This is a genomic window from Pseudomonas sp. WC2401 (genome assembly GCF_041200115.1).
GTDB lineage: Bacteria > Pseudomonadota > Gammaproteobacteria > Pseudomonadales > Pseudomonadaceae > Aquipseudomonas > Aquipseudomonas fragi.
Window position 1 is genome coordinate 2,050,619 of the sequence record NZ_CP165623.1, and the last position, 23,528, is coordinate 2,074,146.

25 protein-coding genes are annotated in these 23,528 nt (G+C 59.5%); 23 read left to right on the top strand and 2 right to left on the bottom strand.

Features of this window, described 5'->3' with window-relative positions; genetic code table 11:
- The first annotated feature begins 102 nt into the window (after window positions 1-102).
- The 13 genes from fabD (at window position 103) to AB3G35_RS09450 (ending at window position 11,539) form a co-directional block, all read left to right on the top strand.
- Complete coding sequence (gene fabD / locus AB3G35_RS09390) at window positions 103-1,041, top strand: ACP S-malonyltransferase (protein ID WP_029611295.1); 939 nt, start codon at window positions 103-105, stop codon at window positions 1,039-1,041.
- Between the two features lie 16 nt (window positions 1,042-1,057).
- The gene (gene fabG, locus AB3G35_RS09395; RefSeq protein WP_016779951.1) at window positions 1,058-1,801 is read left to right on the top strand and encodes a 3-oxoacyl-ACP reductase FabG; all 744 of its coding nucleotides are present in this window, start codon (window positions 1,058-1,060) and stop codon (window positions 1,799-1,801) included.
- Between the two features lie 191 nt (window positions 1,802-1,992).
- Window positions 1,993-2,229, top strand: coding sequence for an acyl carrier protein (gene acpP / locus AB3G35_RS09400; RefSeq protein WP_016779952.1), 237 nt, complete (start codon window positions 1,993-1,995; stop codon window positions 2,227-2,229).
- A 111-nt stretch (window positions 2,230-2,340) separates the two neighbouring features.
- Complete coding sequence (gene fabF / locus AB3G35_RS09405) at window positions 2,341-3,585, top strand: beta-ketoacyl-ACP synthase II (RefSeq protein WP_029611296.1); 1,245 nt, start codon at window positions 2,341-2,343, stop codon at window positions 3,583-3,585.
- On the top strand, window positions 3,585-4,403 hold the full coding sequence (pabC, locus tag AB3G35_RS09410; protein WP_016779954.1) for an aminodeoxychorismate lyase: 819 nt from the start codon (window positions 3,585-3,587) through the stop codon (window positions 4,401-4,403). Before fabF ends, pabC begins: the two co-directional genes overlap by 1 nt.
- A 3-nt stretch (window positions 4,404-4,406) precedes the next feature.
- Window positions 4,407-5,501, top strand: a complete 1,095-nt coding sequence (gene mltG, locus AB3G35_RS09415) for an endolytic transglycosylase MltG (protein ID WP_016779955.1) — start codon at window positions 4,407-4,409, stop codon at window positions 5,499-5,501.
- A 12-nt stretch (window positions 5,502-5,513) separates the two neighbouring features.
- Window positions 5,514-6,146 (top strand): dTMP kinase, encoded by a 633-nt coding sequence (gene tmk, locus AB3G35_RS09420; protein WP_016779956.1) that lies wholly within the window; start codon window positions 5,514-5,516, stop codon window positions 6,144-6,146.
- The gene (locus AB3G35_RS09425) at window positions 6,139-7,125 is read left to right on the top strand and encodes a DNA polymerase III subunit delta' (RefSeq protein ID WP_340057033.1); all 987 of its coding nucleotides are present in this window, start codon (window positions 6,139-6,141) and stop codon (window positions 7,123-7,125) included. The genes tmk and AB3G35_RS09425 overlap by 8 nt, the downstream gene beginning before the upstream one ends.
- 32 nt (window positions 7,126-7,157) lie before the next feature.
- Window positions 7,158-7,940, top strand: coding sequence for a TatD family hydrolase (locus tag AB3G35_RS09430; protein ID WP_086796071.1), 783 nt, complete (start codon window positions 7,158-7,160; stop codon window positions 7,938-7,940).
- 446 nt (window positions 7,941-8,386) lie between these two features.
- Entirely contained in the window at window positions 8,387-9,028 is a 642-nt protein-coding gene (locus tag AB3G35_RS09435) for a TetR/AcrR family transcriptional regulator (RefSeq protein WP_016779958.1), read from the top strand.
- A 125-nt stretch (window positions 9,029-9,153) separates the two neighbouring features.
- Window positions 9,154-10,122: a GTP 3',8-cyclase MoaA gene (locus AB3G35_RS09440; RefSeq protein WP_106117496.1), complete on the top strand. Its 969-nt coding sequence runs from the start codon at window positions 9,154-9,156 to the stop codon at window positions 10,120-10,122.
- A gap of 232 nt (window positions 10,123-10,354) precedes the next feature.
- Entirely contained in the window at window positions 10,355-10,960 is a 606-nt protein-coding gene (locus tag AB3G35_RS09445) for a DUF4823 domain-containing protein (protein ID WP_203304188.1), read from the top strand.
- Between the two features lie 15 nt (window positions 10,961-10,975).
- On the top strand, window positions 10,976-11,539 hold the full coding sequence (locus AB3G35_RS09450) for a DUF1285 domain-containing protein (protein WP_016779961.1): 564 nt from the start codon (window positions 10,976-10,978) through the stop codon (window positions 11,537-11,539).
- Window positions 11,540-11,583: 44 nt separating this feature from the next.
- On the opposite strand, the gene AB3G35_RS09455 is transcribed toward AB3G35_RS09450, so the two are convergent.
- The gene (locus AB3G35_RS09455) at window positions 11,584-12,648 is read right to left on the bottom strand and encodes an NAD(P)-dependent alcohol dehydrogenase (protein WP_016779962.1); all 1,065 of its coding nucleotides are present in this window, start codon (window positions 12,646-12,648) and stop codon (window positions 11,584-11,586) included.
- Window positions 12,649-12,827: 179 nt separating this feature from the next.
- Between AB3G35_RS09455 and AB3G35_RS09460 the strand changes: the two genes are divergently transcribed.
- Window positions 12,828-13,721: an AraC family transcriptional regulator gene (locus AB3G35_RS09460; protein WP_086796075.1), complete on the top strand. Its 894-nt coding sequence runs from the start codon at window positions 12,828-12,830 to the stop codon at window positions 13,719-13,721.
- Window positions 13,722-13,876: 155 nt separating this feature from the next.
- On the opposite strand, the gene AB3G35_RS09465 is transcribed toward AB3G35_RS09460, so the two are convergent.
- On the bottom strand, window positions 13,877-15,541 hold the full coding sequence (locus tag AB3G35_RS09465; RefSeq protein WP_086796076.1) for an electron transfer flavoprotein-ubiquinone oxidoreductase: 1,665 nt from the start codon (window positions 15,539-15,541) through the stop codon (window positions 13,877-13,879).
- A 546-nt stretch (window positions 15,542-16,087) separates the two neighbouring features.
- Here AB3G35_RS09465 and AB3G35_RS09470 point away from each other — a divergent pair.
- The 9 genes from AB3G35_RS09470 to AB3G35_RS09510 all read left to right on the top strand — a co-directional run bounded on the left by AB3G35_RS09470 (window position 16,088) and on the right by AB3G35_RS09510 (window position 23,336).
- Window positions 16,088-16,837 carry an electron transfer flavoprotein subunit beta/FixA family protein gene (locus AB3G35_RS09470; RefSeq protein WP_369782562.1) on the top strand — a complete coding sequence of 250 codons (750 nt, stop codon included), beginning with the start codon at window positions 16,088-16,090 and terminating at the stop codon, window positions 16,835-16,837.
- A gap of 2 nt (window positions 16,838-16,839) precedes the next feature.
- Entirely contained in the window at window positions 16,840-17,769 is a 930-nt protein-coding gene (locus AB3G35_RS09475) for an electron transfer flavoprotein subunit alpha/FixB family protein (RefSeq protein ID WP_016779965.1), read from the top strand.
- Between the two features lie 136 nt (window positions 17,770-17,905).
- Window positions 17,906-18,724: an ABC transporter substrate-binding protein gene (locus AB3G35_RS09480; RefSeq protein WP_016779966.1), complete on the top strand. Its 819-nt coding sequence runs from the start codon at window positions 17,906-17,908 to the stop codon at window positions 18,722-18,724.
- A 9-nt stretch (window positions 18,725-18,733) separates the two neighbouring features.
- A complete protein-coding gene (locus tag AB3G35_RS09485; RefSeq protein WP_016779967.1) occupies window positions 18,734-19,090 on the top strand; it encodes a DUF4398 domain-containing protein in 357 nt (118 codons plus the stop codon).
- On the top strand, window positions 19,087-19,893 hold the full coding sequence (locus AB3G35_RS09490; protein ID WP_029611297.1) for an OmpA family protein: 807 nt from the start codon (window positions 19,087-19,089) through the stop codon (window positions 19,891-19,893). Before AB3G35_RS09485 ends, AB3G35_RS09490 begins: the two co-directional genes overlap by 4 nt.
- Before the next feature lie 365 nt (window positions 19,894-20,258).
- On the top strand, window positions 20,259-21,728 hold the full coding sequence (locus tag AB3G35_RS09495; protein WP_016779969.1) for a PLP-dependent aminotransferase family protein: 1,470 nt from the start codon (window positions 20,259-20,261) through the stop codon (window positions 21,726-21,728).
- A 70-nt stretch (window positions 21,729-21,798) separates the two neighbouring features.
- Entirely contained in the window at window positions 21,799-22,272 is a 474-nt protein-coding gene (locus AB3G35_RS09500; protein WP_029611298.1) for a hypothetical protein, read from the top strand.
- 153 nt (window positions 22,273-22,425) lie between these two features.
- The gene (locus tag AB3G35_RS09505) at window positions 22,426-22,680 is read left to right on the top strand and encodes a YkgJ family cysteine cluster protein (RefSeq protein ID WP_016779971.1); all 255 of its coding nucleotides are present in this window, start codon (window positions 22,426-22,428) and stop codon (window positions 22,678-22,680) included.
- Between the two features lie 47 nt (window positions 22,681-22,727).
- Window positions 22,728-23,336, top strand: coding sequence for an START domain-containing protein (locus AB3G35_RS09510; RefSeq protein WP_016779972.1), 609 nt, complete (start codon window positions 22,728-22,730; stop codon window positions 23,334-23,336).
- The last annotated feature ends 192 nt before the right edge of the window (window positions 23,337-23,528 follow it).

Sequence of the window (23,528 nt, forward strand, 5' to 3'; positions counted from 1 at the left end):
ATGTGACCGCCCGGTCCAATCAGCCATCCAACTGTCAGTTTCTTGCGTCCGCCACGGCAGGACGTCAATTCTCCGACGACAAGATCATTAGGGGCTTGTTACATGTCTACATCCCTCGCATTCGTCTTTCCAGGGCAGGGTTCGCAGTCCCTCGGCATGTTGGCCGAGCTGGGCGCGGAACACCCGCTGGTCCTGGAAACATTCAAAGAAGCTTCTGCTGCCCTGGGTTACGACCTGTGGGCGCTGGTCCAGGAAGGCCCTGCAGAGAAGCTGAACCAGACTGATATTACCCAGCCTGCCATTCTCACCGCCTCGATTGCCCTGTGGCGTCTGTGGCTGGCTGAAGGCGGCAAGCGTCCGGACTTCGTGGCTGGCCACAGCCTGGGCGAGTACAGCGCGCTGGTGGCTGCCGAATGCCTGACCCTGGCCGAGGCGGTCAAGCTGGTTGAGCGTCGCGGTCAGCTGATGCAAGAGGCCGTACCGGCCGGGCAGGGCGCCATGGCGGCGATCCTGGGCCTGGAAGATGCCGATGTACTGGCGGCCTGCGCAGAAGCGGCGCAAGGTGAGGTGGTCAGTGCGGTCAACTTCAACTCGCCGGGTCAGGTCGTGATTGCCGGGGCCAAGGCTGCTGTCGAGCGTGCCATGGAGCTGTGCAAGGCCAAGGGCGCCAAGCGTGCCTTGCCGTTGCCGGTGAGCGTGCCGTCGCACTGCGAGCTGATGCGCCCTGCTGCCGAGCGTTTTGCCGAGTCCATCGAAGCGATCGACTGGAAAATGCCGGGCATTGCCCTGGTGCAGAACGTCAGCGCCGCCGTGGCGGCCGATCTGCCGACCCTCAAGCGCGATCTGCTCGAGCAGCTGTACAAGCCTGTGCGTTGGGTTGAATCGGTGCAGGCCCTGGCGGCCAACGGCCCGGTTGACCTGGTTGAATGCGGCCCGGGCAAAGTCCTGGTGGGCATCAGCAAGCGTTGCGCCGAAGGCGTTACCACTCACAATTTGAATACCCCGGATGCCTTCGCCGCTGCGCGCTTGGCTCTGGTCTGAATCAGGAGAAGCCTGCATGAGCTTGCAAGGTAAAGTTGCACTGGTAACAGGCGCAAGCCGTGGCATTGGCCAGGCGATCGCATTGGAATTGGGTCGTCAGGGCGCCATTGTCATTGGCACGGCGACTTCTGCGTCGGGTGCCGAGCGCATCGCTGCCACCCTGAAAGAAAACGGTGTTCAGGGCACTGGCATGGAGCTCAACGTGACCAGCAACGAATCGGTTGCTGCGGTACTGGCAAGCATTCAGGAACAGTTCGGCGCGCCGGCAATCCTGGTCAATAATGCCGGTATCACCCGCGATAACCTGATGATGCGCATGAAAGATGACGAATGGCATGATGTCATCGACACCAACCTGAACAGTCTGTATCGCCTGTCCAAGGGTGTTTTGCGCGGCATGACCAAGGCCCGTTGGGGACGAATTATCAATATTGGCTCTGTTGTGGGTGCCATGGGCAACGCAGGCCAAGTAAACTACGCCGCCGCCAAGGCAGGCCTTGAAGGTTTCGGCCGTGCACTGGCACGTGAAGTGGGCTCGCGCTCGATCACTGTCAACTCGGTTGCTCCGGGCTTTATCGACACCGATATGACCCGTGAACTGCCAGAAGCACAGCGCGAAGCCTTGCAGACGCAGATTCCGCTGGGCCGTCTGGGCCAGGCTCAAGAGATCGCTAACGTGGTCGCTTTCCTGGCATCCGACGGTGCAGCCTACGTGACCGGGGCTACAATTCCGGTCAACGGCGGGATGTACATGAGTTAAATGTGACGGATTGCTTCAAAAAAATGTCATACGAGCTGTCTAAAATCCGTTATAAAGCTGCAATCTTTTTATAGGCAGCCGGCTGTTGCGGAGTGAGTGCAAAGCTTTCAGTTGAAAAACCGAAAAGGCTTTCGATACACTTGCCCACTGGCCAGCTGCCTGAATTTGTCCATTAGGAGTGAAAACAAGGTATGAGCACCATCGAAGAGCGCGTCAAGAAAATCGTTGCCGAGCAACTGGGCGTTAAAGAAGAAGAAGTGACCAATGCCGCTTCCTTCGTTGAAGACCTGGGTGCCGACTCCCTTGACACCGTTGAGCTTGTGATGGCTCTGGAAGAGGAATTCGAGACTGAGATTCCTGACGAAGAAGCTGAAAAGATCACTACTGTACAAGCAGCAATCGACTACGTTACTAGCCACCAGGCGTAATAGTTTGTAATCGTTGCTCGCTGTCATGGAAAAACCGCACTGCCGCTCTGGCGTGCGGTTTTTTCTTTAGGTGTGATGCAAAGTGTCGTCAATAGAATAAAGGAGAGTGCTGTGTCGCGTAGACGCGTCGTAGTCACCGGTATGGGGATGTTGTCGCCACTGGGTGCGGATGTTCCGAGCACCTGGCAAGGCATTCTGGCAGGCCGTAGTGGCATTGGTCTGATCGAACACACGGATCTTTCTGCCTATTCCACCCGTTTTGGCGGCTCGGTACAGGGCTTTAACGTTGAGGATTACCTCTCCGTCAAAGAAGCCCGAAAACTTGACCTGTTTATTCAATACGGTCTGGCAGCCGGGTTTCAGGCTGTGCGCAATTCCGGCCTGGAAGTTACCGACGCCAATCGTGAGCGCATCGGTGTGGCAATGGGTTCGGGTATTGGCGGTCTGACCAATATCGAAGAAACCAGCCGTACCCTGCACGAGCAAGGCCCGCGACGGATTTCTCCGTTCTTTGTGCCTGGCTCGATCATCAACATGATTTCCGGCTTTCTGTCTATCCACCTGGGTACACAGGGGCCTAACTACGCCATCGCCACAGCCTGTACCACCGGTACGCACTGTATTGGCATGGCGGCGCGCAACATTGCCTACGGCGAAGCAGATGTGATGATTGCAGGTGGCGCAGAAATGGCTGCTTGCGGTCTGGGCATGGGCGGCTTTGGTGCTTCGCGTGCGCTGTCGACCCGCAACGACGACCCGACCCGGGCCAGCCGTCCGTGGGACAAGGGCCGTGACGGCTTTGTGCTGTCCGACGGTGCCGGCGCGCTGGTGCTTGAAGAGCTTGAGCATGCCAAGGCGCGTGGCGCGACCATCTACGCCGAGCTGATCGGTTTTGGCATGAGCGGCGACGCCTTCCACATGACCTCGCCTCCGGCTGACGGTGCGGGTGCTGCACGCTGTATCACCAATGCCTTGCGTGATGCCCGGGTCAACCCTGACCAGGTGCAGTACATCAACGCCCACGGCACCTCGACGCCTGCCGGTGACCTGGCGGAAGTTTCGGCGATCAAGTCGGTGTTCGGCGATCACGCCTACAACCTGGCCGTGAGTTCGACCAAGTCCATGACCGGTCACCTGTTGGGTGCCGCCGGCGCGGTCGAGGCGATCTTCAGCGTGCTGGCCATCAACAGCCAGATTGCCCCGCCGACCATCAACCTCGACGAGCCCGATGAAGGCTGCGACCTCGACTTCGTGCCGCATACCCCGCGCGAAATGCCGATTGACGTGGTGTTGTCCAACTCGTTCGGCTTTGGTGGCACCAACGGCTCGCTGGTATTCCGCCGGTACGCCGAGTAATGCAAAGCTGGGTCGACGGTCAGCCGGCGAGCGCCTTGGCGTCGCTTAAAGACCGTGGGCTGGCTTATGGCGATGGGCTGTTCGAGACCATTGCCGTCAAGGCTGGCACGCCGTTGCTGCTGGAGCTGCATCTGCAGCGCCTGGCACTCGGTTGTTCCCGGTTGGCGATTGTTGCGGATCAAGCACTGATCCGCAGCGAATTGCTGGCTTACGCCCGCGCAATGGGCGAAGGCGTGCTCAAGCTGATCCTGACCCGCGGCGACAGCCAGCGCGGTTATGGCGCATCTCCCGGGGCCTTGCCTCGAAGAATTCTGCAGGCCAGCCCGACGGCTGCTTACCCTGAAGCCAATGCGTTGCAGGGTATACAGTTGTTCGACTGTGCCACACGTCTGGCCGAGCAACCGCTATTGGCCGGGCTCAAACACCTCAATCGACTTGAACAGGTCATTGCGCGCTCCGAATGGCAAGACCCGGCCTGTGCCGAGGGCTTGATGCGCGATACCTCGGGGCGGGTGATTGAAGGTGTGTTCAGTAATCTGTTTATAGTGCGTGACGGGGTTTTGCTGACCGCCGACCTGAGCCGCTGTGGCGTGGCCGGCGTGATGCGCGCGGCACTGCTGGCTGAGGCCGGGCGCCTGGGTATCCCGTGTCATGTCACCGACATCAGCCTTGCGCAACTGCAGCAGGCCGATGAACTCTTCCTCTGCAACAGTGTGTATGGCATTTGGCCCGTGCGCGCTTTTGCAGACCTGAGCTGGCCGGTGGGGCCACTCACCCGTAAACTGCAAGGCATTGCTCGCACCCTACTGGATGTCTGATTCGTGAAACGTAAAATCTTGGTGCTGCTGCAGATGGGTCTGGTGCTGGCGGGCTTGGTGCTGGGCGCAAGCGCCTGGAAGCTCAATTCGGCGCTGGAGCAACCGCTCAACCTGACGCAAGAACAAATGCTCGATGTGCCCGCCGGCGCCACGCCCACCGGTACGTTCAATCGCCTGGAAGCAGACGGCACGCTGGACGACGCTTTCTGGCTGCGCCTGTACTGGCGCTTCAACCTTGAAGGCCAGCCCCTGCACAGCGGCGAATACCGCATGACGCCGGGCATGACCGCTCAGGACCTGATCGGTGTGTGGCAGCGGGGTGAGGTGGTGCAATACAGCCTGACCCTGGTTGAAGGCTGGAACTTTCGCCAGGTGCGTAGCGCCCTGGCCAAACACGAAAAAATCGAACAGACCCTCGACGGCCTGAGCGACAGCGAAGTCATGGCCAAACTCGGGCACGAAGGCGTATTCCCGGAAGGGCGGTTTTTCCCGGACACCTACCGTTTTGTGCGCGGCATGACCGATGCCCAGCTGCTGGAAAAAGCCTACGATCGTCTGGATAAAGTACTCGCCCAGGAATGGGAGCAGCGTGACCCTGCTGTGCCCTATGCCACGCCGTATCAGGCGCTGATCATGGCCTCCCTGGTGGAAAAAGAAACCGGTGTGCCGCAAGAGCGTGGGCAGATTGCCGGGGTTTTTGTACGCCGGATGAAAATCGGCATGCCGCTGCAAACCGATCCTACGGTGATCTACGGTCTGGGTGAGCGCTACACCGGCAAACTGACCCGCGCCCATTTACGCGAGCCTACGCCCTACAATACCTACACCATCCCCGGCTTGCCGCCGACGCCGATTGCGATGGTGGGGCGCGAGGCCATTCACGCCGCGCTGCACCCGGCAGATGGCACCAGCCTGTATTTTGTGGCCAAGGGCGATGGCAGCCACACGTTTTCCGATGATCTGGATGCGCACAATTCCGCTGTGCGCGAATTCCAGATCAAGCGCCGTGCCGATTACCGTTCGAGCCCCGCGCCGGCCCCGGCGGCTGAACCGCAGACTTCCCCGGTCGAGCCGCAAGGCCCGACAGACACTGATTAAGGATTGCTGCCTGTGACTGGCTTGTTTATTACCCTGGAAGGCCCCGAAGGCGCGGGCAAAAGCACCAACCGCGAATACCTGGCAGAGCGCTTGCGCGCCGAAGGCATTGACGTGGTGCTGACCCGCGAACCCGGCGGCACGCCGTTGGCCGAGCGTATCCGCGAGCTGCTGCTCACGCCCAGCGATGACGCCATGTGTGCCGACACCGAACTGCTGCTGGTCTTCGCCGCCCGCGCCCAGCATCTGGCCGAAGTCATTCGCCCGGCACTGGCCCGTGGCGCGGTGGTGCTGTGTGATCGCTTTACCGATGCCACCTATGCCTATCAGGGCGGCGGCCGGGGCTTGTCCCATGAGCGTATCGCCACCCTTGAGACCTTTGTTCAGGGCGCGTTGCGCCCAGACCTGACCCTGGTATTCGACCTGCCGATTGAAGTCGGCATGGCCCGTGCCAGCGCTCGCGGTCGACTGGACCGCTTTGAGCAGGAAGGCCGCACATTTTTCGATGCCGTGCGCAGCACCTACCTTGATCGCGCCAGGGCCGAGCCCGGGCGCTATCGCCTGATCGATGCAGGGCAAACCCTGGATCAGGTGCAAGGCCAGCTCGACGCGCTGTTGCCGCAATTGCTGGGCATGCACCGTGGCTGAGGCCTATCCGTGGCAAGACAACCTGTGGCAGCAGATGGCCGGGCGCGCACAGCATGCCCACGCCTACCTGCTGCACGGCCCGGCGGGCATCGGCAAGCGGGCGCTGGCCGAGCGCTTGATGGCCAGCCTGCTGTGCAAGCAGCCGGTGGGGCTTGAGGCGTGCGGTGTGTGCAAGTCTTGTTCGCTGCTGGCGGCGGGCAGCCACCCCGACAACTACATTCTTGAGCCGGAAGAGGCCGACAAGGCGATCAAGGTCGACCAGGTGCGCGAGCTGGTCAGCTTTGTGGTGCAGACCGCCCAGCTGGGCGGGCGCAAGGTGGTGCTGGTCGAGCCGGTGGAAGCGATGAATATCAACGCCGCCAACGCCTTGCTCAAAAGCCTTGAAGAACCGTCGGGCAACACCATCTTGCTGTTGGTCAGCCATCAATCGAGCCGGTTGCTACCGACCATTCGCAGCCGTTGCGTGCAGCAGGCCTGCCCGCTGCCCAGTGAAGCGCTGAGCCTGGAGTGGCTGGCCAGTGCGCTGCCCGACCTCGCCGAAGCCGAGCGCGTCGAGTTGCTGACCCTGGCCGCAGGTTCGCCCCTGGTGGCGGTCAAGCTGCAGGCCCAGGGTGTGCGCGAGCAGCGCGCAGCGGTGGTGGAGGGCGTCAAGAAGTTGCTCAAGCGTGAGCTGTCGGCCAGTCAGTTGGCTGAAAGCTGGAAAGCCACTCCGCTGTTGCTGCTGTTTGACTGGTTCTGCGACTGGTCGAGCCTGATCCTGCGCTATCAATTGACCCAGGACGAAGCCGGCCTTGGCCTGGAAGACATGCGCAAAGTCCTGCAATACCTGGCACAAAAGACACCCCAGGACAAAGTGCTGACTATCCAGGACTGGATTCTTGCCCAGCGCCAGAAGGTCTTGAGCAAGGCCAACCTTAATCGTGACTTGTTGCTCGAAGCGCTGCTGGTGCAGTGGGCTGGCCTGCCCGGCCAGCGCTGATTTGACTGAATTGATAAACAGGTAATTTTTGTATGCTGGTTGACTCCCATTGCCATCTCGATCGTCTTGATCTGAGCGCCCATGACGGCTCGCTGGATGCCGCCCTTGAGGCAGCGCGTCAGCGCGGCGTCGGGCATTTTCTGTGTATTGGTGTCAGCGCCGACAATGCGGCGGATGTCAAAGCCCTGACCGAGCGCTATGCCGATGTCGACTGTTCGGTGGGCGTCCACCCGCTGGACGTGCAGCCTGGTGCAGCGCCGGCGCTGGACTGGTTGTTGGGCGAATTGAATCACCCGCAGGTAGTGGCCATTGGCGAAACCGGCCTGGACTACCACTACGAGCCTGAAGCCGCCGACCTGCAGCAGCTGTCGTTTCGGGTGCATCTGGAAGCGGCACAACAGACCGGCAAGCCGGTGGTGATCCACACCCGCGGGGCTCGCGCCGATACCCTGGCGATGCTGCGCGAGGCGGCCTTGCCCCAGGCTGGCGTGCTGCATTGCTTTACCGAAGACTGGGACATGGCCAGGGCGGCCCTGGACATGGGCTATTACATTTCGCTCTCGGGTATCGTGACCTTCCGTAATGCTGACGCGCTGCGCGATGTAGCCCGCCAGGTGCCTGCCGACCGCTTGCTGGTCGAGACTGACTCGCCTTACCTCGCCCCGATCCCTCATCGCGGCAAGCCGAACCTGCCGCAATATGTGCGGGAAGTGGCGGAATTCCTGGCCATGTTGCGCGGTGAGTCCTACGAGCGCTTCGCCGAGCAAACTACTGAAAACTTCAAGCGGCTGTTCCCGCTGGCCCGGGTCAGATAATTGCGTGGCTTTGTGGGAGCGGGCTTGCTCGCGATGGGATCGCTACGGTGTGTCTGTTAAACCGGGTTGCCTGTATCGCGAGCAAGCCCGCTGCCACAGGTTTCGCGTTTTACTGAACAGCAGGCAAAAAAAACCCGAACTCTGGGGAATTCGGGTTAAGACCATTAGGAGTAAAACAAAGGCGCACATTCCATTGCGGCCAATATCGGCGCCACACTTTGGGGGGGATGTCGCACCGACATGTTAAGTATTGGTCAGCTTTGTCGAACGTCCAGCCGTGGTTGATCGTTTTTTAAACAGATTTGGAATACCCCAGCTTCGCTTGAGTGCTCATCGAATCGCGGGTAAATCGTTTGACCCCATCGATATGCAGGATGATCCGTGCAATTTAGCGTGACTAATGCATAATACTCCGCTTCGATTTTGACCCGAACAGACCTTTTCTTATGCACAAAGAACCCCGTAAGGTCCGTGAGTTTCGTCGCCGCGAGCAAGAAATTCTCGATACCGCGCTCAAGCTGTTCCTCGACCTGGGTGAAGACAGTGTCACCGTCGAGATGATTGCTGATGCCGTGGGTATCGGCAAAGGCACGATCTACAAGCACTTCAAGTCCAAGGCCGAGATCTACCTGCGCCTGATGCTCGACTACGAGCGCGATTTGAACGAGCTACTGCACTCTGCTGACGTGGACAAGGACAAGGAGGCGCTGTCGCGTGCCTACTTTGAGTTCCGCATGCGCGACCCGCAGCGCTACCGGCTGTTCGACCGCCTCGAAGAGAAGGTGGTCAAGGGCAACCAGGTGCCGGAACTGGTCGAAGAACTGCACAAGATCCGCGCTTCCAACTTTGAGCGCCTGACCCTGCTGATCAAGGGGCGCATCAGTGAAGGCAAGCTCGAAGACGTACCGCCATACTTCCATTACTGCGCGGCCTGGGCCCTGGTACATGGCGCGGTAGCGCTGTACCACTCGCCGTTCTGGAGCAATGTGCTGGAAGATCAGGAAGGCTTCTTCCAGTTCCTGATGGACATCGGCGTGCGCATGGGCAACAAGCGCAAGCGTGACAGCGACACCCCGGCGGTAGAGTAATCACGGACCGTATTTGCCTTCATGGCAGATGGCCTTGAGGCTTATACTCAGGCTTGGGTCTTGCCAAAACCTGATTTATGAGTCAGGTTTTGCAGCGGCCCTTTTCCCCCGCGCCGGAGTCATCCATGATCGTTGATCGCCAAGGCAGACGTTTTCGCAATTTGCGTATCAGTCTGACGTCTGCCTGTAACTACGCCTGCACTTACTGTGTGCCCAACGGCAAACGGCTGGTGGCGGCGCAGAATGAGCTGTCGGCTGAAGCGATGGTGCGCGGGGTGGCTTACCTGATCGAAGCGGCAGGCATCGAGCGCCTGCGCATTACCGGCGGCGAGCCGCTGATCAGCCCCAAGCTCGAAACGTTCATGGGTGAGGTCGGTCAGCTCGGTCTGAACGATATCAGCCTGACGACCAATGGCCAGTTGCTTGCGCGCAAACTGCCGCTGTTGCTGGGCGCGGGCATCGCTCGCATCAACGTTTCCCTGGATACCCTCGACCCTGAAGCATTCCGCCGCATTGCCCGTGGCGGCGACCTGGCGACCGTGCTCGACGGCATGCAGCGGGCGCGCGAGGCCGGGATCAAGATCAAGGTCAATATGGTGCCGCTGCGCGGGCAGAACTTGGACCAGGTCATGCCGTTGCTGGAGTATTGCCTGGAGCGTGGCTACGAGCTGCGTTTTATCGAGCTTATGCGCATGGGGCATCTGGCCAGTGACGGTAATGCCTTTCTTCAGCAGTTCGTCAGTTTGCAACAGCTGTTGGCGCTGATTGGCGAGCGTCATGAGTACTTGCAGGCCGATGCGCCCATCGACGCCACGGCGGTGCGTTACCAGATTCCCGGGCACGGCTATTTCGGGGTCATTGCCAACGAAAGCGTGCCGTTTTGCCGGACCTGCTCGCGGTTGCGGCTGTCTTCGACGGGGTGGCTGCATGGTTGTCTGTCGTCGAGTAACCGGCACTATGTGGGCGACCTGTTGAACAAGCCGCGGCACGAGGCGTTGCCAGCGCTGCAAGGCCTGCTGATGAAAGCTCTGGGCGACAAGCAGGACATTGCCTTCTCGGGCGGCGCTACCGTGATGAAAATCATCGGCGGCTAATCTGTAGCAGCTGCCGAGGAACGAAGGCTGCGTCCGGCGGCGAAGCCGTCGTAATTCAGGCGCCTCGGTGCGTCAGTTTTATTGAGTGCTTAGGTATTACGACGGCTTCGCCGCCGAACGCAGCCTCGTTCCTCGGCAGCTGCTACGCAATTGATATGTTGCGCAAACTGGCGCGCAATCTGCATCCCGGGGCTATTCGCCGGTTTTTTGTCATCGGCTTTGGGAGAACGGGATGCGCAGTCTGTGGGTATTGCTGGCTTTTTTGACACTGGGCGGCTGCATGACCGTCAGCGATCTGGGTGAAGGCGCACGCTATCAAATGAGCGACGCCGGTCTGCTCGATCACAGCAATACGCGACGCAGCAATTCGCTGCGCATTCAACCGGATTCCTTTATCTATATCGCCCAAGGCCCGTTTGCACCGATCGGCGACCCCTATGTGCGGCCCAATATCGTTGCCGAGGAAGCCTTCAACGGCTTTGTCGAATACTTCCCTATGGTGCGCCGCGCCAAAGCGCCGGTCGGGCTCGACCAGGCGATGACCGAAGCGCGTAATTTTGGCGCTCACTATTTACTGTACACCCGCTTTGCCCGGGCCGATGACCGCATCAGCAACAGCGACGAATGGCTCGATCAGGAAGAAATCAGCCGCCTGGGCATCGACAGCGGCGTGATCCAGGTGATGTTGATCGAAACCAGCACCCAGTACCTGATCGACACCGCCACTATCCGCAGCCGCGGCGGTTTGCTGACGTTCCATGACAACAAGCCTGCCGACCTGATCGGTCCGCCGCTGGCTAAATACGCCCGCAGCTTGATAGGCTTGAGCGATCAATAAGTCGAGGAGTGCACCATGAGCGAGCCGGTAGACGTCAGCAACCTGCTGGCGCAAATCCCCAGGGCCGACAAGGGCCTGCCGCCCGTTCACTTGTGGGATACGGCGTTTTGCGGTGACATCGATATGCGCATCGCCCGTGATGGCACCTGGTACTACATGGGCACGCCGATCGGCCGCAAACCGATGGTCAAATTGTTCTCCACCATCATCCGCCGCGATGGCGATGATTATTTCCTGATCACCCCGGTTGAAAAGGTCGGTATCAAGGTCGATGACGCGCCTTTTGTCGCCGTAACGCTGGACGTGGAAGGGGCGGGCGAGCAGCAAGTGCTGCGCTTTACTACCAATGTCGACGAGTCGATCAGTGCCGGTCGCGAGCATCCGCTGCGTTTCGTCATTGATCCCCAGACCCAGGAGCCTGCGCCATACCTGCATGTGCGGCGCAATCTTGAAGCGCTGATCCACCGCAATGTGTTCTATCAGTTGATAGAGCTGGCGGTAGTGCGTGAAATCGATGGGCAAAACTGGCTGGGTGTGTGGAGTGCGGGAGTGTTCTTCCCGATAGGGCTTGAACCCTGAGAGGGGGTTGTGGGAGCGGGCAATCCGCTCCCACAAAGACGCTTTTAGGCTTTCAAGGTTTTCATGTCGATCACAAAGCGGTATTTCACATCGCCTTTGACCACGCGCTCAAAGGCTTCGTTGATGTTTTTGATGTCGAGCATTTCGATATCGCAGGTAATCCCGTGCTCGGCGCTGAAATCGAGCATTTCCTGGGTTTCGGCAATGCCACCGATCAGCGAACCGGCCAGTACGCGGCGCTTGAACACCAGGTTGAAGGCATTCAGTGCTGGCTCAACCGGCTCGATCAGGCCCACCAGAATGTGTACGCCGTCAAAGGTCAGGGTTTCCAGGTACGGGTTCAGGTCGTGCGGCACCGGAATGGTGTCCAGCAGGAAGTCGAAGTGTCCGGCAGCGGCTTTCATCTGCTCGGGATCGGTGGACACGATCACATGGTCGGCGCCCTGGCGACGGGCTTCTTCAGCCTTGGCTTCGGAGCGGGTGAACAGGGTCACTTCAGCGCCCAGGGCCTTGGCGAACTTGATACCCATGTGGCCCAGGCCGCCCATGCCCAGAATCCCGACCTTGTCGCCCGCTTCCACGCCGTAGTGAACCAGTGGCGAGTAGGTGGTGATACCGGCGCACAGCAGAGGTGCGGCGCTGGCCGGGTCGAGGTTTTTCGGGATGCTCAGCACGAAGTGTTCGCTGACGACCATCTTGTCCGAGTAACCGCCCATGGTCAGGGTGCCGTCGATGCGGTCCGGGCTGGCGTAGGTCTGGGTCATGCCTTCCAGGCAGTATTGCTCCAGGTCTTCCTTGCACGCTGAGCAGGTGCGGCACGAATCGACCATGCAGCCCACGCCGACCAGATCGCCGACCTTGTGCTTGGTGACTTTGTCGCCAATGGCCGTGACCTTGCCGATGATTTCGTGGCCCGGCATCAGCGGGTAAGTGGCGAAGCCCCAGTCATTGCGCGCCTGGTGGATGTCGGAGTGGCAAACGCCGCAGTACAGCACTTCGATGGCAACGTCGTCCGGTCGTGGGGCGCGACGGTTGAACTGCATGGGCGCCAGAGGTGCCTTGGCATTCTGGGCGGCATAACCGATAGCGTTGTAAGTGACTGTGGACATGTGAACCTCGCGAAACGTTAACTGTGGAAAGGGGGCGATTTTGCGCCTGGTAGCTTTGCAGGACTATGACGATTCCTCCGCCTGTCATGCCTATTACTCCGGAGTGTCGGGCCGGCTGTCGCTTTATTGACCAATTCTGCGAAGATGCGGCTGTCTATTCCTCCTGTGAACCTTTATCCATGTTTTTGACCCGTCATCGCGACGAGAATGCCGCGCTGGTGTCTCTGATCGAACCCTTGGCAACACAGACCGGTTTTGTGTCGACCCTTTTGCCTGAAGTTCGGGTGGTTTCTGCGTGCCGGGTGGTGGCCCGGATGCCGCAGATCTATGAGCCTAGCCTGATGGTGATCGCCCAGGGCAGTAAATTGGCCTATCTGGGCCAGCGCACCCTGGAATACGGCGCCGGGCATTATCTGGTGCAGGCGCTGGCGGTGCCGTTCGAGTGCGAAACCTTCGCCAGTGAAGACATGCCGCTGCTGGGGGTGGCCATCAGTATTGATCGTGCGGTACTGGGTGAGTTGGTGCTGGCAATGGGCCTGACAGCGGATCGCAATGCCGTGGCGCAGACACCGGAGTCCATGACCTCGGCGGTACTGGATGACGACATGCGCGAGGCGGTGGAGCGCTTGCTGCGTTGCCTGCATGATCCGCTGGAGTGCCGGATCATGGGTCAGGCGCGTTTGCGCGAGGTGTTGTTTGCCGCGCTGCGCGGGCCGCAGGCGGGGGTGTTGCGGGCTTTGGTTGAGCAGCAAGGGCAGTTTGCCCGGGTTGCGGCGTCGTTAAGCTATTTGCACGAGCACTTTGCCCGGCCGCTGAATGTCGAGACCCTGGCCCGTTGCGCAAACATGAGCGCGTCCACTTTTCATGAGCATTTCAAGCGCAGCACGTTGTTGTCGCCGGTGCAGTACCTCAAGCGGTTGCGATTGTTGCGCGCGCAGCAGTTGCTGCTGAGCGAGGGCTTGGGAGTGGCGCAGGTGGCGGAGCGGGTGGGTTATCAAAGTACTTCGCAGTTCAGTCGCGAGTACAAGCGTTACTTCGAACGCAGCCCGGGGCATGAAGGGGTGGGGTGCTAGTCAATCGGTGTGACAGGCGTGTTGTGGGAGCGGGCTTGCTCGCGATGCGGGCAGCGCAGGCTGTCAGGCAAGGCTGGGCGATCCCATCGCGAGCAAGCCCGCTCCCACAAAAAAGCCGGGGGGCAATAAAAAGGCTCCCGAAGGAGCCTTTTGACTTACATGTTCGGGTAAGTCGGCCCGCCGCCACCTTCCGGGGTGACCCAGGTGATGTTCTGCGAAGGGTCCTTGATGTCACAGGTCTTGCAGTGCACGCAGTTTTGCGCGTTGATCTGGAAGCGCTTCTCGCCGCTTTCCTGGGTGATCACTTCGTACACACCCGCCGGGCAATAACGCTGCGCAGGCTCGTCGTAGAGCGGCAGGTTAACGCTGATCGGGATGCTCGCGTCACGCAGCTTGAGGTGGCACGGCTGCTCTTCTTCATGGTTGGTGCTGGAGATAAACACCGAGCTGAGCTTGTCGAAGCTGAGCTTGCCGTCGGGTTTCGGGTACTCGATCTTCTTGCAGTCCTTGGCCTGTTTCAGACACGCGTAGTCCGGCTTGGTGTCGTGCAGGGTAAACGGCATCTTGCCGCCAAAGATGTTCTGGTCGAGCCAGTTGAAACCACCGCCTACGATTGGGCCGAACTTGTGCAGTGCCGGGCCGAAGTTGCGGCTGGCGAACAGCTCGTCGAACAGCCAGCTGGCCTTGAAGGCCTCAACGTAGGTGTTGAGTGCATCACCCCCTTCGGAGTCGGCGAGCAACGAGTCAGCCACGGCCTCAGCTGCGAGCATGCCGGACTTCATGGCGGTGTGGCTGCCTTTGATCTTGGAGAAGTTCAGGGTGCCCAGGTCGCAACCGATCAATGCACCGCCGTTGAAGATCATTTTCGGCAGCGAGTTCAGGCCGCCCTTGCAAATGGCGCGGGCGCCGTAGCTGATGCGCTTGCCGCCTTCCAGGTACTGCTTGAGCACCGGGTGATGCTTGAGGCGCTGGAATTCGTCGAATGGCGACAGGAAGGTGTTGCTGTAGGACAGGTCAACGATCAGGCCGACAACCACCTGGTTGTTTTCCAGGTGATACAGGAACGAACCCCCGGTGTTTTCGCTGCTGACGATGTCCAGCGGCCAGCCTGCAGTGTGCACCACCAAGCCTGGCTGGTGCTTGGCCGGATCGATTTCCCAGATTTCCTTCAAGCCGATGCCGTAGTGCTGGGCGTCGGCTTCGCTGTCGAGCTTGAAGCGCTCGATCAGTTGCTTGCCCAGGTGGCCACGGCAGCCTTCGGCAAACAGGGTGTACTTGCCGCGCAGTTCCATGCCCGGGGTGTACAGGCCTTCCTTGGGGTTGCCTTCGCGGTCAACGCCCAGGTCGCCGGTGATGATCCCGCGCACCACATTGTTTTCGTCGAACAGCACTTCTTGAGCAGCAAAGCCCGGGTAGATTTCTACGCCCAGGTTTTCGGCCTGCTGTGCCAGCCAGCGGCACAGGTTGCCCAGGGAGATGATGTAGTTGCCTTCGTTGTGCATGGTTTTGGGCACAAACAGGTCTGGCACCTTGGTCGCGGTGCTGTCGCTGCGCAGTACATAGATATCGTCGCGGGTGACCGGAGTATTGAGCGGAGCGCCAAGCTCTTTCCAGTCCGGGAACAATTCGTTCAGGGCGCGGGGTTCGAATACCGCACCGGACAGGATGTGAGCACCGACTTCGGAGCCTTTTTCAACCACGCAGACGCTGATTTCTTTACCGGCTTCGGCGGCCTTCTGCTTCAGGCGGCAGGCGGCGGACAAACCGGCAGGGCCGGCGCCGACGATGACCACGTCGAATTCCATGTATTCGCGTTCCACAGGTTCTCTCCTACTCAAGGCTCAACGGTATTTTTCTAATTGGAGGTTTGGCGTTTCATCCATTATTCCCTCGGCGCAGGCCAAGGACGCAATGGATGAGGCGCCGCTCTCTCTATAAGGCCGGGCATTATATCTACACCACTGGCAGGGTCCAATACAAACGTTTGTTTGAATTCACTGCAAGCCAGACAAATCAAAGACGCGCGGCTTGAAACTGGCCCATTTGCTGTATTGACCGCAAATGGTGTTCCGGTCAAGATACGGGCGGTTTTGCGCTCGCCGTAGGCTGATTGTCGGTTTCAAGAGCACCTCTAAAGACAGGGCACAGGCACACGCCAGTGGGAGCCTGCCATTTTTGCAGCGGAGTTTACACGTCCTTTTGGTGGATGACTTGTTAGTCACATCGGACAGACGGTCGCAGGGGCAGTCGCTGGTACCCGTCTATTAATAAGGCAACGATCTTTGGAGGTGCCCTTGTGCTGACGAGCATCAACCGCCAGGTTCGCCTAGGCGACTTTCTTTTCACCGGAGAGTAACGAGGAATCCATGAAGGTTCTTGTAGCTGTCAAACGAGTGGTCGATTACAACGTTAAAGTGCGCGTCAAGGCGGACAACTCCGGCGTTGACCTCGCCAACGTCAAGATGTCGATGAACCCCTTCTGCGAAATCGCCGTGGAAGAAGCCGTACGCCTGAAAGAAAAAGGTGTTGCGACTGAAATCGTCGTCGTCTCCATCGGCCCGACCACTGCTCAGGAACAGCTGCGTACCGCGCTGGCTCTGGGTGCAGATCGCGCCATTCTCGTCGAGTCCGCCGAAGACCTGACCTCGCTGGCCGTGGCCAAGCTGCTCAAGGCCGTTGTCGACAAGGAACAGCCTCAGCTGGTGATCCTGGGCAAACAGGCCATCGACAGCGACAACAACCAGACTGGCCAGATGCTGGCTGCGCTGACAGGTTTCGGCCAGGGTACGTTCGCGTCCAAGGTTGAAGTGGCAGGTGACAAGGTTGCCGTCACGCGTGAAGTCGACGGCGGCGCGCAAACTGTTTCGCTGAGCTTGCCGGCGATCATCACCACCGACCTGCGTTTGAACGAGCCGCGTTATGCGTCCCTGCCAAACATCATGAAAGCCAAGAAAAAGCCGCTTGAAGTGCTGACGCCAGACGCGTTGGGTGTTTCGACTGTTTCGACCAACAAGACCCTGAAAGTTGAAGCCCCGGCTGCACGCAGCGCGGGTATCAAGGTCAAGTCGGTGGCTGAACTGGTCGAGAAACTGAAAAACGAAGCGAAGGTAATCTAATCATGACTATCTTGGTAATCGCAGAACACGACGGCAAGGCACTGGCTCCGGCCACGCTGAACACCGTAGCCGCCGCCGCTAAAATCGGTGGCGACATCCACGTTCTGGTTGCAGGCCAGGGCATTGGCGCAGTCGCTGAAGCCGCTGCACAGATCGCTGGAGTGGCCAAAGTCCTGGTTGCTGATAACGCGGCTTACGCCCATCAGTTGCCGGAAAACGTTGCCCCGCTGGTTGCAGAGCTGGGTGCCGGCTACAGCCACATCCTGGCCGCCGCGACCTCCAACGGCAAAAACATCCTGCCGCGTGTTGCTGCACAGCTGGACGTAGACCAGATCTCCGAGATCATCTCGGTGGTCAGCGCCGACACCTTCACCCGTCCGATCTACGCCGGCAACGCCATTGCCACCGTGCAGTCCACTGCGCCGGTGAAAGTGATCACCGTGCGTGCCACCGGTTTCGACCCGGTTGCCGCCCAAGGTGGTTCGGCAGCGGTTGAAGCGGTTGCAGCGGTTCACGATGCTGGCACTTCCTCGTTCGTGGGTGAAGAACTGGCCAAGTCGGACCGTCCTGAGCTGACCGCAGCCAAAGTCGTGGTTTCCGGCGGTCGTGGCATGCAGAACGGCGACAACTTCAAACTGCTTTACACCCTGGCCGACAAGCTGGGTGCTGCGGTTGGCGCATCGCGTGCCGCTGTGGACGCAGGCTTTGTCCCCAACGACATGCAGGTCGGTCAGACCGGTAAAATCGTTGCGCCACAGCTGTACATCGCGGTGGGCATTTCCGGCGCGATCCAGCATCTGGCCGGCATGAAAGACTCTAAGGTGATCGTTGCGATCAACAAGGACGAAGAAGCGCCGATCTTCCAGGTGGCTGATTACGGCCTGGTAGCGGACTTGTTCGAAGCAGTACCTGAGCTGGAGAAGCTGGTTTAATCCAGTCGCTTCACTTATAAAGAGCCCGGTGACCGGGGCGTGGGGAAGGGCAGGGCACTCAGTGTTTTGCCTGCTTTCACCGCCCGGGTAACCGGGCTTTTTTATGCCTGTCAATTGTGGAGGGAGCGTGAGGGGTATGGATATGCGTCAGATCAGCAGGCTGCTGGCGGGGCTGGCATTGTTGCCATTGCTGGCCGAGGCGGCGGGCAAGTGCGAACGCCTGATTGTCACCGGCAGCCCCGATGCGCCGCCTTACCTGTGGCGCGACCCGGCCGACCCGGCGCATTTGATCGGTGCCAGCGCCGACCTGATCCAGCAGGCGGGGCAGGAGCTGGGGATCAAGGTTGAAGTGCTGTATGGCGGCAAGCGCGCCCAGGCCCAGGACGAAGTGCGCACCGGACGCATGGACATGCTGCTCGATGCGCCGCTGACGGTAGCCGGGCTTTCGTCTTTTGATTACATCCACCCGCCGCTGGTACGCAACGATTACCTGGTGTGGACGCGCAAGGACTCGCCCCTGATCTACGAAACGCCCGCAGATTTGCATGGGCACAAGGGGGCTGTCTCGCAAAAGGCCCGTTTAAGCGAGACCTTTAACGAGTTTGCCCAGCATCAACTGACACTCGAGCTCCAGCCCGGGTTGACCCAGGCTTTTCAGAAGCTGCTGCTGGGGCAGGCCGAATACGTATTGGCCGGGCGCTACGCCGGTATGGCTACAGCACAGACCCTGGGTATTGCCGACGACTTGCTGGCGCACCCGCAACCGGTCGATCAGCCAGGGCTGTTTTTGGCGGTTTCCCACGACTCTGCCTGCAATGAGCCGTGGTTGCGCGGACAGCTCGCCAAAAAGATGACAGAATTGCCCGCCTCCGGCCTGACCGAGGCGGTAGTGCAACGCAACCTGGAGCGGTGGAAAACCCAGCTGCAACAACCGCTCAGCGCCCCAAAACAGTAGGAATCCCTAGTGACAATTCGACCTCTTTTCGCTGCCCTGGCCGTTGTGGCTCTGGCGGGTTGTGCAGCCGATCCTGCGCCGAATGAACAATTGCGTTTGACCGAACAGGCCCTGGAACAAGCCAGGGCGGTGGGTGCCAAGGCCGATGATCTGGCTGAGCTAAAACAAGCCGAAGACAAGCTGGCCCAAGCGCTGGCCGATATGGCTGATGAATCCTACAAAGACGCCCGTATGCACGCCGAGCAGGCCGAGCTTGACGCCCGGTTGGCCGAAGCGCGTGTGCTGACGCAAAAAAGCCAGGAACAATTGAACGTGCTCAATACCCGTATCGCGCGCTTGCGCAAACAACTGGCGGAGGCGCAATGAGCCTCAAACCCTTAGCTTGCATGGGTGCGCTGGTGGTCGGCCTGAGCGGTTGCGCCGGTCATCACAACAGCGAACAAGCCTTGCAGCAGGCCAGCACGGACTTCCAGGCCGTCAAGGAAGATACCAATGTGCTGCGCATCGCTCCCAAGGATGTGATCCGTTCCGGTGAGTCCCTGGCGCGAGCCGACCGGTTGTCCAGCTACTGGGGCAGCGGCGAAGATGTAGCGCATTACGCTTACTTGAGTCAGCGCTACAGCGAAATCGCCCGTGAGCATACCCAGCAAGTGCTGAATGAAGAACGTGCTGCCAAGCTCGAACTGGAGCGTCAGCGCCTGCAACTGGCCTTGCGCGAAGCCAAGCTGTTGAGTGTTCAGCAGCAGGGCCAATGGTTGGAAGAGCAAATCATCAGCCTGGCCACGACCCAGACCGATCGAGGCCTGGTCATGACCCTGGGCGACGTGCTGTTTGATACCGGCGAAGCCGACTTGAAGAATTCGGCCAACCGCACGGTGCTCAAGCTGGTGCAGTTTCTGCAACTCAATCCCAAGCGCATAGTGCGAATCGAGGGTTACACCGACAGCACCGGCGGCACGGAGGATAACCTCAAGTTGTCCCTGGCCCGTGCCCAGGCCGTGGCGGATGTGCTGATTGATCTGGGAATCGATGAAAAACGCATCCAGGTGGAAGGTTATGGCGACCAGTACCCGGTGGATGTAAACGCAAGTGAACGCGGGCGGGCCCAGAACCGTCGTGTTGAAATCGTCTTTTCTGACGAAAAAGGCCAGTTGGGCGCTGCGCGCTAAACGTTTTACCCGAACCCTGTAGATACTCTGTTGCAGGTCAAGCCCAACCAAAAGCCCCTCACCCTAGCCCTCTCCCGGAGGGAGAGGGGACTGACCGCACGCGGCCTCAAAATCTCCACAGATCAACCCCCTCTCCCTCTGGGAGAGGGTTGGAGTGAGGGGCTTTCAGCCATCACTTTTCCCCCAGCGTGTAGCAGCAGTCTCGTCCCTTCGGCAGCTGCAGGGGAAGTTCCGATCCGCACCCATACAGTTTGCCCCGCACTCGGGCTGTACGGCTGAGATAAGTGACAACTGTGCCCGTACACTTCTAAACTGTTCCGGTATTGTTCCCACAAAAATAAAGCCTGAACATCGAGTGCGGCGCCATGACCAACCTTTTGCTTTACCAACGTATCGCTCAGCAGCTGGCTGAAGATATCCGGCGTGGCGTTTATCAGCCCGGCGAGCGCGTGCCTTCGGTGCGCAAGATGAGCTCGCAGCTCAACGTCAGCCATGCCACGGTGTTGCAGGCTTACGCCAATCTTGAAGACCAGGGGCTGATCCGGGCGCGGCCACAGTCCGGCTACTACGTTCACCAGACCCCGGCCCTCACCGCGCCCACTCCGGATATCGCCCGTGTCGAGCGCCCGGGGCTGGTCACCCGCAGCAGCATAATCCAGCAAGTTTTGGTCGAGTCCCGCCGCGAAGGCGTATTCCCGCTGGGCGCGGCAGTGCCCAGTGTCGATTACCTGCCTGTGCGGGCGCTGCACCAGCAATTGGCCAAGGTCACGCGCTTTCACAGCCCGCGGGCGTTCAGCTATATGTTCAGCCCCGGCTTCGAACCCCTGCGCCGACAGGTGGCCATCCGCATGCGCGACGCCGGGGTGGTGGTTGATCCGTCCGAGGTCATCATCACCCACGGCTGTGTCGATGCCCTGCAAATGTCACTACGGGTGCTGACCCGCCCCGGTGACCTGATTGCGGCAGAGTCGCCGACTTACTACGGCTTGTTGCAACTGGCCGATCTGCTGGGTTTGAAAGTCATTGAAATCCCCAGTGACCCAGCCACCGGCATGAGCCTTGAGGCCCTGCAGCTGGCCGCCAACCAATGGTCGATCAAGGCCCTGGTACTGACCACGCGCCTGAGCAACCCGCTGGGCGGGACCATGCCTGAAGAGCGGCAAAAGCAACTGCTGCGCCTGGCTTCAGACTTTGATATCCAGATCGTCGAAGATGACATCTACGGCGAATTGATGTTCGAGGTCGGGCGCACCAAGGCCCTGAAAGCCTATGACCGCCTGGATCGGGTGATCTACTGTTCGAGCTTTTCCAAAACCCTGTCACCCGGTGTGCGTATCGGCTGGATGATTGCGGGTAAATTTCAGCAGGAAATCCAGCGTCTGCAAACCTTTACCACCCATTCGGCGTGCAGCGTGACCCAAATGGGCGTGGCGGCTTACCTTGAAAATGGTGGTTACGACCGCCATTTACGTTACATCCGCCAGGAATACAGAAAAAACCTCAGTGCATTCCAGTTGGCCGTACAGCAGCATTTCCCGGAAGGCACACAGATGTCACGCCCCAGCGGCGGTTTTATCCTGTGGGTCAGTTTGCCGGGCCGGGTCAATACCCAGGAGCTGCATGTGCGGGCGCTGCAGCAGGGCATCAGTATCGCGCCGGGGCTGATTTTCAGTAATACCGAGCAGTTCAATCATTGCATCCGGCTAAACTGCGGCACGCCCTGGAATCGGGAAGCCGAACGGGCCCTGATGACACTTGGCATGCTTGCCAAGCAGCTCTGCCAGGAAGCGGCAGGTCTGTATGGCGGCTCGGCAACAGCCGGGATGGCATTTTGACTATAATTACCTTGTTCGCCTGTGCGTAAAGCGCGAGCATACGCACCTGAACCGTTAAAGCTGTGGAGTTATGAAAGCGACATATTGTGCAAGTCTTGTGTTGATGGGTGTTTTGGGTGCGCTCAATGCAGTCGTTGCAACAGCAGACCCGGTGCAGCCTGCATCCACTTCTGCGCAGACGCCATCTGTCCATTCAGCGGCCCAACCTGCCGCCAGCGAGAAAAAAGCGCCCGTCAAAAAGCGTGAGCCGATTGCCTCCAAATCCAGGTCGGCCCATGACATCGCCAAAAAGCGTTTGCCTTCTGCCAAGCTGGACTTGCACCTGCCGCCCGAAATGGTCAGGCAATTGCGCCCCCTGGGTACGGTCCCCATGCCTGCCCATAAGCCGCTGTTGCCCAACATGTTTGGCGAAAAGTCGGTCGAAGAAAGTCCGTTTCAACTCAATGGGCGTTTGCTCAGCAATGAAATGGACCTGCAATTGCGCAATGAATATCGGCGCAATGAAATCGAAGGTGCGGCGCTGGATTTCGAGTTCAAGCAATAAGTGCCGAACGTTGAAAAACAGGCTTCTAAACTGACTAATCAGTCACCGTCAGTTATCGGCACATTCTGCTGAACGGTCAATTTCAAACACCTGTTCCAGCGAGTACTATCCCTTGTCATCTACACACTTTGCCCCGAACGAGGAGCTGACGTCATGAATTGCCGTGAAGGCTGTGGCGCTTGCTGCATAGCCCCTTCCATCAGTACACCGCTGCCCGGCATGCCCAATGGCAAGCCGGCCGGGGAACGCTGCCTGCATCTGTCTGTCGACTACCTGTGTGGTTTGTTTGGCCAGCCGCAACGCCCTGCGGTGTGCGGTGATTTCAAGGCCGATATCGAGGTGTGCGGCAGCAATCGGGAAGAAGCCATCAACCTGATCGGCTGGTGGGAGCAGGTGACTGCGGCGTAGTGTGTTGGTGTCCAGTGAACAAACCTTCAACAATAAGGAACAAGACAATGGGTTCGTTGCATAGAGTGGCATTGGTATGTGGTTTGAGCGCGCTGCTGGTGGGTGTGGCCCAGGCTGAAGACTGGAAGGTTGCCAAGGATCAGGACGGCATCAAGGTGTCGCTGAGTGAGGTCGCCGGTTCCCAGTACAAGGCGTACCAGGGCGTGACCACCATCAAGGCGCCACTGGCCAAAATCAGCAAGCTGCAGGAAGACGTGGCCAGCGCTTGCGCCTGGATCCATGAGTGTCAGTCGCAAAAATTGCTCAAGCATGAAGGCGACCAGAGCTGGACTTACACCCAGTTCAAGACCCCGTGGCCGGTCACCCCGCGTGATTCGGTGCTGCAGGTGACCACGGCCCAGGGTGCCGATGGCAGTCTGACCCGCACGCTCAAGGGCATGCCGACCTACATCCCGGAAGAAAAGGGCTTTGTACGGGTTGCCCAGGTCAACGGCTTCTGGAAACTGGTGCCCAAAGGCGACAACCTGACCGAAGTGACTTACCAGGTGCACACCGAGCCGGGCGGCAGCGTGCCTTCGTGGCTGGCCAACAAGTTTGTGGTCGATGCTCCGTTCAATACCCTCAAGGGGCTGAAAGAACGCGCTGAAAAGCCGTAACCCACAGCTGTGCAAGCCGGGTCCTGGACAGCGCATCTGTCCGGGTACCGGGCGAGGTTTACCCGGAGTGGGGTAAAAAACTGTTGAAATTCATGGCTTGCCCCCTTGGCAGAGGCCGCCCCCCGGGTCTACTCTGGATCCAGACCAGCGAAGTAATCGACTGGCTCTGATCTTGTTCGCTACATGCTTATT